The sequence below is a fragment of the Bacillus sp. FJAT-29790 genome, assembly GCF_019039215.1.
GTDB lineage: Bacteria > Bacillota > Bacilli > Bacillales > Cytobacillaceae > Cytobacillus.
Window position 1 is genome coordinate 2,355 of record NZ_JAHNZZ010000008.1, and the last position, 8,024, is coordinate 10,378.

Annotated in this window: 7 protein-coding genes, 1 tRNA gene and 1 other RNA gene; 3 read left to right on the forward strand and 6 right to left on the reverse strand. The window is 40.9% G+C overall.

All coding sequences use genetic code 11. The features are described from left to right. Positions 1–9: 9 nt before the first annotated feature. The 3 genes from dnaX to tadA form a co-directional block, all read right to left on the reverse strand. A complete protein-coding gene (gene dnaX / locus BGM26_RS21215; protein ID WP_217042286.1) occupies positions 10–1,704 on the reverse strand; it encodes a DNA polymerase III subunit gamma/tau in 1,695 nt (564 codons plus the stop codon). A 125-nt stretch (positions 1,705–1,829) separates the two neighbouring features. After that, an RNA gene (ffs, locus tag BGM26_RS21220) (signal recognition particle sRNA large type) lies at positions 1,830–2,094 on the reverse strand. Between the two features lie 77 nt (positions 2,095–2,171). After that, positions 2,172–2,705: a tRNA adenosine(34) deaminase TadA gene (gene tadA, locus BGM26_RS21225; RefSeq protein ID WP_217042296.1), complete on the reverse strand. Its 534-nt coding sequence runs from the start codon at positions 2,703–2,705 to the stop codon at positions 2,172–2,174. A gap of 452 nt (positions 2,706–3,157) precedes the next feature. Here tadA and BGM26_RS21230 point away from each other — a divergent pair, with 452 nt between their 5' ends. Next, the gene (locus tag BGM26_RS21230; protein ID WP_217042287.1) at positions 3,158–4,444 is read left to right on the forward strand and encodes a glycosyl hydrolase family 18 protein; all 1,287 of its coding nucleotides are present in this window, start codon (positions 3,158–3,160) and stop codon (positions 4,442–4,444) included. Between the two features lie 27 nt (positions 4,445–4,471). On the opposite strand, the gene BGM26_RS21235 is transcribed toward BGM26_RS21230, so the two are convergent. Beyond that, the gene (locus BGM26_RS21235) at positions 4,472–4,609 is read right to left on the reverse strand and encodes a hypothetical protein (RefSeq protein ID WP_217042288.1); all 138 of its coding nucleotides are present in this window, start codon (positions 4,607–4,609) and stop codon (positions 4,472–4,474) included. A gap of 236 nt (positions 4,610–4,845) precedes the next feature. Between BGM26_RS21235 and BGM26_RS21240 the strand changes: the two genes are divergently transcribed. Together BGM26_RS21240 and BGM26_RS21245 are read left to right on the forward strand one after the other, a co-directional pair. Further along, a complete protein-coding gene (locus BGM26_RS21240; protein ID WP_217042289.1) occupies positions 4,846–5,487 on the forward strand; it encodes a deoxynucleoside kinase in 642 nt (213 codons plus the stop codon). Then, on the forward strand, positions 5,484–6,152 hold the full coding sequence (locus BGM26_RS21245; protein WP_217042290.1) for a deoxynucleoside kinase: 669 nt from the start codon (positions 5,484–5,486) through the stop codon (positions 6,150–6,152). The genes BGM26_RS21240 and BGM26_RS21245 overlap by 4 nt, the downstream gene beginning before the upstream one ends. Positions 6,153–6,255: 103 nt before the next feature. Here the strand turns inward: BGM26_RS21245 and BGM26_RS21250 are convergent. Further along, a tRNA-Ser gene (locus tag BGM26_RS21250) sits at positions 6,256–6,348 on the reverse strand. A 289-nt stretch (positions 6,349–6,637) separates the two neighbouring features. Then, on the reverse strand, positions 6,638–7,918 hold the full coding sequence (gene serS, locus BGM26_RS21255) for a serine--tRNA ligase (RefSeq protein ID WP_217042291.1): 1,281 nt from the start codon (positions 7,916–7,918) through the stop codon (positions 6,638–6,640). Positions 7,919–8,024 lie beyond the last annotated feature (106 nt).

The following is an 8,024-nucleotide window of genomic DNA, read 5'->3' on the forward strand; positions in this document are numbered from 1 at the left end:
ACCTTAGCCTTATTCCTTTATTTCTACTAATTCATCCCCAAATAGCTTCTTTGCCTCAGCAATTAACGGTTCTTCCTCATTAAGACCTAAACTCTCGTCTTGTTCACCTTCACGCTGATTATTTAAAAAATCCACCCTAATTTTTTGCCATTGCTCATCAGGGATTCCAACCATTTGGATTCGCTTTCCTAGAAGCTCATTCATTGTATTGGCCAACGTGTCTAAAAACTTCGCATTGTCCATCGCCATTTGACAATGAATTTCATATTTAAATTTAATAATAAACGAATTCCCTGAAGCAGCAACCGGCTCTGCCTCATTTAACAAGGCGGCTTGTGATCGCATTTGATTATGGACAAGCCGATTAAGCATTTCTCCCCAACGGCTTTTTATCGCCATTAAATCATCTTTTGTTGCATGTTTTAGAACTTCATTAATCTTCCCTACAGGCGCTTGGAAACCTTTACGTGAATTTCTTTGCGGTTTCTTTTGGGCTGCTGGCTGCGCTTCTTCATTGACCACAAAACCATTGCGCCTTAAATCCGCTATTTCCTGCTCAAGTTGGCCAATTTTTTGTATCAGGGGCTGTAGATCTTCAGACGTTCCATGTGACCCTTTTCTTTCAAGCTGACAGAGCTTAACGATAGCTACTTCTAGAAAAATTCTCGGATGATTCGTCCACCGCATTTCCTGTTGAGCTTTATTTAACACTTCAATCAGTTCATAAAGCTCCTCAGGTTTCATTTCTTTTGCTAGCGTTTGAAATTCTTCATCAAGCATGACTCTTTCTAACGATTCCTCAAGGCGCGGCGCCGCTTTGAAAAGGAGCATGTCTCGATAGTAAAGAATAAAGTCCTCGATAAAGCGCGTTGGGTCTTTCCCTTGAAAAAGTAGCTCTTCTAGAAACTCCAGACTAGAAGCTGCGTTCTTTTCCTTTACTGCATTCGCAAGTTTATTTAAAAACCCTTGCGAAACAGCCCCTGTAACCGTTAAAGCATCTTCAGCTGTCACTCGATCATGACTAAAAGAAATGGCTTGATCGAGTAAACTTAAAGCATCACGCATCCCGCCCTCAGCCGCTCTTGCAATAATATGTAGTGCTTGCTCCTCACATTCTGCACCTGTCTCATCGACAATTAACTTCATTCTTCCTACAATCGACTGAGCCGTAATACGTTTAAAATCAAAGCGCTGACATCTCGAAATAATCGTAAGCGGAATCTTATGTGGTTCCGTTGTGGCTAAAATAAAGATGACATGCTTTGGCGGTTCTTCAAGTGTTTTTAAAAGGGCGTTAAAAGCACTAATCGATAACATATGCACTTCATCAATAATGTAGACTTTATAAGTTACAGCCGTAGGAGCATATTTAACTTTGTCGAGTACTTCTCTCATTTCTTCTACCCTTGAGTTTGAAGCGGCGTCGAATTCTAATACATCTGAGACGGACCCATCTGTGATTCCAAGGCAAGAGGCACACTCATTGCAAGGCTCATTCGCTGGGGCCCTTTCACAGTTAACTGCTTTAGCTAAAATTTTTGCCGCACTTGTTTTACCAGTCCCACGCGGACCTGAAAACAAATAAGCATGCGAGATTTTTTGTTGAAGCAGGGCGTTTTGCAATGTCTTAGTCACATGCTCCTGGCCAACAACGTCGATAAAGCTCTGCGGTCGCCACACTCGATATAAAGCTTGATAACTCATAGACATGCCCCCTTCTTTTGTTTCCTCATTAACTATTATAGCGTATCTAAATTCTTTTTTACAAAGTAATCAAACAAAAAACTCATCCCAAAATGAGATGAGTTTCATTTATTTCAAAATAACTGCCGTGCACCTTCCTTCGACTGACGCCCATAAGCGTTACTTAAGCAGTTAGCTCAGCCCAGGCAACCCTGCGGCACATGAGAGCTTCCACTTAATGCTGCTTCCTTCCGGACCTGACATGGTTCATGGATTCCCATTGCGCAGGACCCGGGCGTCAACGCCACTTACTTAAGGCAGACCCTACAGGACATCAGCCTCGGGAAGGGATTCAGCCTCGCTAGAGCGGATTGCGAGTACAGGGCACCGCTACCTCCCCGCCTAGCACGGCAAAATTGATACCTTATTTAGGTGTGCCACTTGTGACACAAACTAAGTATACTAAGTTCTAATATAAAAATCAATGCCTATTCATTGTCAATTCCTGTATCGTGTTCCAGTTGCTCTAGCTTTTTTTGTGCTTTCTCAAGTTTCTTCCGTTTTCGCAAGCTTTTAAAAAAGGTTGATAGAAGGCTACCGCATTCTTTATCCAACACACCTGAGATAACTTCACTCTGATGGTTAAAACGTTCATCTTGAAGAAGATTCATGAATGTGCCAGCGCAGCCGCCCTTTGGATCTTTGGCTCCATAGACTACCTTTTTTATACGCGAAAGAATAATTGCTCCGGAACACATTGGACATGGTTCAAGTGTAACATACAGAATCGCATCCTCTAATCTCCACGTCCCTAGACTTTGACATGCTTGATCAATGGCAATCAATTCTGCATGGGAAATGGCATTTTGATTGGATTCTCTTAAATTATGCGCTCTCGCGATGATTTCCCCGTTAAGGACAATAACTGCACCAATGGGCACTTCCTCAAGCTGCTCTGCCTTTTTTGCCTCTTTTATTGCTTCAAGCATATATATTTCATCCGCATCCTTATCCTGCAGCATCATTTTTCTTCATTCCTTTATCATAAATTATAACATTTCTTTGAAATGCCATTCATAAAATGATTGTAGCGTCTATTTGGTTAATTTGGAAAATAAACAAATGCAGCAAGTAAAAGAATATCCGCTTTATTGTTTAGGCTCTTTTCGCATATATTGTTGTTATTAGCCTCAAAATTTTGCCCGTTGATTTACGCTGCGGGCACTTGCTTTCCGCGGGGAGGGACGGGAGCCTCCTCGGCGTTACCGCCTGTGGGGTCTCCCGTTCCCTCTATCTCCCGCTGGAGTCAAGTGCCCTACGCTCCAATCAACTCAGATTATTAAATAAAAATTACATTATAAAAACAACAATCATTTAAAAACAGCCTTGTTTAACACAGCCTAAAACATAAATATCATCTCTTAAATGGTGACGTATGTACGTTAGATCAGTTTTATATCAAGGAGGGACTAATTTGCAAATTCATGTTGTTCAGCAAAATCAATCGTTAGCCAGCATCGCAAGGACCTATGGAACAACCATAAATGATATTGTAGAGGCAAACGAGGTTCCTAATCCAAACAATCTTGTAATTGGTCAGACACTCGTCATTCCGATCGTTGGTCACTTTTACTGGGTACAGAGTGGTGATAATCTCTTTTCTATTTCAAGGAAATTTGGAATTTCTTATCAGGAACTAGCATCCGCTAACCGTATTTCTGTAAATCAACCACTACAAGTGGGATTTAGACTCTATATCCCACCGCGCCCAAAAACGAGAGCGGAATTTAATGCTTATGTGGAACCAAGGGGAACATATGTTGCCCCAAATTTAGAAGCAAGCGCTAGAGATGCAGCACCATACTTATCATACTTAGCACCATTCAGCTTTCAAGCGCTCCGGGACGGTTCACTAAAAGAACCACTGCTTAATAATTTCCCTGCCATTGCAAGGGCAAATCGCAATGTGCTGATGATGGTCATTACAAATCAAGAGAATGATCAATTCAATGATGAACTTGGCCGTATTCTCCTAAATAATATGCCGATTCAGGACAAATTTTTAAATAATATTGTTGCAACAGCAAAAAAATATGGATTTCGGGATATTCACTTCGATTTTGAATATTTGCGCCCAGAAGACCGTGATGCATACAATCGATTTCTTCGAAAAGCAAAAGCCCGCTTCCGTCAAGAAGGCTGGCTCCTTTCAACTGCGCTAGCCCCAAAAACAAGTGCAACGCAAAAAGGACGCTGGTATGAGGCCCATGATTATAAAGCACATGGCGAAATCGTTGACTTTGTTGTCATTATGACTTATGAGTGGGGCTACAGCGGCGGCCCTGCAATGGCAGTTTCCCCCATTGGTCCAGTTAGAAAAGTATTAGAATATGCGATAAGTGAAATACCTTCTTCAAAAATTCTTATGGGACAAAACTTGTATGGTTATGATTGGACGCTGCCTTTCGTCCAAGGTTCCTTTGCGAAAGCAGTAAGCCCACAGCAAGCGATTCAGTTGGCCGCAAAAAACAACGTTGCTATCCAGTACGATCAAAAAGCACAGGCCCCCTTCTTTACCTATACCGACAGTTCCGGCAAAAAGCATGAAGTTTGGTTTGAAGATGCCAGATCCATTCAAGCCAAGTTCAATTTAATTAAAGAATTGAAACTAAGGGGAATGAGCTATTGGAAGCTCGGCCTTCCCTTCCCGCAAAACTGGCTTTTAATCACCGAAAATTTCAATGTCGGAAAAAGGGGGTGACAATCAAATTCGCTGGCGTTTGAACCCCTACTGAATTGAATACCTTTTTGCATTCATCTCGCCACTTATAGAAATGGAAGACTTCTGCTGAGTAAAGTTAAAAATCAAAACAGCTGTCGATCCGTACAGCTGTTTTTCTTTCCCCTTTCCTACACTAAATTCCATATCCCCCCACCTCAAATTATGTTAAAATAACCTTTGTGTCATTTTGAATAGGTATTTCTCTATGTAAATAATAAATTATCGGTCGGCATACGCAGAACTTTCCTTTAAGACAAAAGAATAACTAGCATGAAAGTAGGCCGACCGATATTTACAAGTTGAAAGCAGACGCTATGGGCGTTTTTTGACTAATATAAGTTCATAAAATAGAAGAAGCAACCGGAGTAGGAGGACAATCTATGGAGGGAACACCTTTTATAACTGTAGAAGGGCCGATTGGTGTCGGAAAAACATCGCTTGCAAAAGCGATAGCCGAGCAGTTTCATTTTGCTTTACTGAAAGAAATCGTTGACGAAAATCCATTTTTAGGGAAATTTTATGAAAATATAGAAGAATGGAGTTTTCAAACGGAAATGTTTTTTCTCTGCAACCGCTATAAGCAGCTCGTTGATATTAATAACCACTTTTTAGTCCAAAAAAAGCCTGTCGTTGCTGATTATCATATATTTAAAAATCTAATCTTTGCCGGACGTTCATTGAACACGATTGAATACGGGAAGTATTTAAAAATTTATGAGATCTTAACAAGCGATATGCCGAAACCAAATGTCGTTATTTATTTGCATGCTAGTCTAGAAACACTCTTGAAACGCATCAAGCTAAGGGGCCGGGATATTGAAAAAAATATGAGCCCTTTATATTTAGAGCAACTATCTATCGATTATGAGAATGCCATGAATGATTTCGAAGCAAAGCACCCCGATATTCCGGTACTCCGGTTTAATGGGGATGATTTGAACTTCGTGAAAAATAAAAATGACCTCGATTATATTTTCGACACACTATCCACATCATTAAAAAAGAGGAGTATCCAATCATGAATCTGAGAAATAAATACGAGATTCCTGCCAATGCAGTCATTACGATTGCTGGTACCGTAGGAGTCGGGAAATCCACCATGACAAATGCACTTGCAAATGCACTCAAATTCCGTACTTCTTTTGAAAAGGTTGATACGAATCCTTATTTAGATAAGTTTTATGCTGACTTCGAACGGTGGAGCTTCCATTTACAGATCTACTTCCTAGCTGAACGGTTCAAAGAGCAGAAGCGTATTTTTGAATATGGGGGCGGTTTTGTCCAGGATCGATCGATTTATGAAGACACTGGGATCTTTGCCAAAATGCATTACGAAAAAGGCACGATGTCAAATGTCGACTATGAAACTTATACAAGCTTGTTTGAGGCAATGGTCATGACACCTTATTTTCCACATCCGGACTTACTTATTTACCTTGAAGGTTCTCTAGAAGATATCCTCTCCCGCATTCATGAAAGAGGGCGGCCAATGGAACAGCAGACCCCGGTAGCTTACTGGGAGGAAATGCACCGGCGCTACGAAGACTGGATTAATAAATTTAATGCTTGTCCTGTACTTCGGCTTAACATTAATGATTATGATATTTTAAACGATGAAGATTCAGTCGAACCCGTCATCGAACGCATATCAGATTTCCTTAGACAAACAAAATTATTAAAAAAATAAGTCGCCGGTGCCGGCGGCTTTTTTTTAATACAAACAAAAAACCGTTACAGGAACTGTAACGGTTTCATCTCCAATTTATGCGCATATCAGATGTTAATTTAAATGGAGGAGGAAGAGGGATTCGAACCCCCGCGCGGTATGACCCGCCTGTCGGTTTTCAAGACCGATCCCTTCAGCCAGACTTGGGTATTCCTCCGTATCGACAAGAATTAATATATCATTTAATTAAATTAAAGTCAACATTGTTTTTAACTTTTTCAGCAGAAGTCTCCGAACGATATAAGTGGCAAGATAAATGCAAACAAGTATCCAATTCAGTGAGGGTTCAAACCCTAGCTGAATAAAGTTAAGCCTCCGGCGGATGCCTCAGATTTTTCAAAGGAATTTATCAAGCAAGCTAAGGTAAAAATCTGGGCGCAAATACGCCAAGGCGAATTTGATTAGTTTTTTTGAGCGGGCTTAAAAACCCGCTCAAAAATCTAAACTTATTCAGGCTTAATGACATCCCTGTTCCCCATATAAGGGCGTAATACCTTAGGGATAATGACACTTCCGTCTTCCTGCTGATAGTTTTCTAAAAGAGCGGCTACCGTACGGCCGACAGCGAGGCCTGAACCGTTTAATGTATGAACATGCTCCGGCTTCCCTTTTGGTTCACGTCGGAAGCGAATATTTGCACGTCTCGCTTGGAAACTTTCGAAATTACTGCAAGAAGAAATTTCTCTGTATGTGTTATAGCTAGGAATCCATACTTCAATATCATACTTCTTCGCAGCCGTAAAGCCAAGATCCCCTGTACACATACTCATGACGCGGTATGGGAGCTCTAATAGCTGTAATACTTTCTCTGCATGCCCCGTTAATTTCACTAGTTCATCATAAGAATCTTCCGGCTTAACAAATTTAACAAGCTCCACCTTATTAAATTGATGCTGGCGTATTAATCCCCGTGTATCACGCCCCGCAGACCCTGCTTCTGAACGGAAACAAGCACTAAATGCCGCATAGTTCATCGGCAGATCTTCCGCACTTAGAATTTCATCCCTGTGCATATTTGTCACTGGAACCTCTGCAGTAGGGATTAAGAAATAATCCTCACTCTCCACAAGGAAGGCATCTTCTTCAAATTTAGGAAGCTGTCCTGTTCCTGTCATACTTGCCCGATTGACCAAGTAAGGCGGCAAAATTTCCTTATACTCATGTTCATCTGTATGAAGATCGAGCATAAAGTTAAATAAAGCACGTTCTAAACGAGCACCCAAACCTTTATAGAAAGCAAATCGACTGCCTGTTACTTTCCCTGCCCGTTCGAAATCAACAATATTTAGCTGATCGGCAATATCCCAATGCGGCTTTGGTTCAAAATTGAATTGGCGAACTTCCCCCCATTTCCATGCTTCCACATTATCATCTTCAGTTTCCCCAACCGGTACACTTTCATGAGGAATATTTGGAATGCTGAGCAATAAGTTCTCTAATACTTCTTCAACATTACGGAGTTCGTCATCAAGATCTTTGATTCTGTCCCCCACTTCTCTCATTTCAGCAATTAAATTGTCAGCATCCTGTTTTTCCCGTTTTAAGGCTGCTACTTGCTGGGATACTTCATTTCTTTTACTTTTTAACTTTTCTGTCTCAACGAGCAATTCGCGCCTTCTTAAATCAAGATCTTCAAATTTACCAAGATCCGACAAGTCTTCCCCTCGGTGCTCAAGCTTTTTCTTTACTTCTTCAAAATTGGCTCTTAAATACTTAATATCTAACATGAATAAAACCTCCTCCTTAAAAATGGCTGTTTTCGCATATATTATTGTTTTTAGCCTTCAAAGTTTGCCCGTTGATTTCCGCTGCGGGCACTTGCTTTCCGCGGGG